A 646-nucleotide genomic window follows, 5' to 3' on the forward strand; every position below is an offset into this window, starting at 1 on the left:
AGACATCGCTGGGCAGTCCGCGTAGTGATGTGGCCAGTATTGCGCCGAAGACACCTAACGGCAGCATCAACATATTGACAAAAGGGATGGTCCAGCTTTCATACAGGGCAGCCACGCAAAGAAAGATAACAAAAACGGAAAAGGCATAAAGAATAGGCCCCTGAGCTGTTGCGACCCGCTCCTGATAGGACAGGCCGGTCCAGTCAAAGCCGATCCCCTGGGGCAATTTGGCAGCAAGTTCTTCCATGGCGGCCATCGCCTCCCCGGAACTTTTTCGCGGTGCGGGCTCACCCCAGATATTGATGGACGGAAAGGCATTGTAGCGTTCCAGCCTGGGCGAACCAAACATCCACTGCCCGGAGGCAAAGGAGGAGAAGGGGACCATCTTGCCCTCGTTGTTACGCACATACAGTTTTTCCAAATCATTGGGCAGCATACGGTAAGGCGCGTCCGCCTGAACAAAGACCCGTTTGACCCGGCCGGCCTGAATAAAATCGTTGACATAGGCGCTACCAAAGGCGGCCGAAATGGTATTGTGGATGGACGAGATGGGAACCCCCATGGCCCCGGCTTTGTCCCAGTCCACGTCGATCCAGTACTCGGACACATCTTCCATGCCATTGGGCCGGACCCTTGTCAATCGCTG

Annotated in this window: 1 protein-coding gene; it reads right to left on the reverse strand. The window is 55.6% G+C overall.

Annotated features, from left to right (window positions below; genetic code table 11):
- A partial coding sequence (locus JCM12296_RS35460) for an efflux RND transporter permease subunit (RefSeq protein WP_172684299.1) occupies positions 1-646 on the reverse strand: 646 nt, incomplete at both ends.

Origin of the sequence: Desulfosarcina cetonica JCM 12296, assembly GCF_001311845.1 — a bacterium.
GTDB lineage: Bacteria > Desulfobacterota > Desulfobacteria > Desulfobacterales > Desulfosarcinaceae > Desulfosarcina > Desulfosarcina cetonica.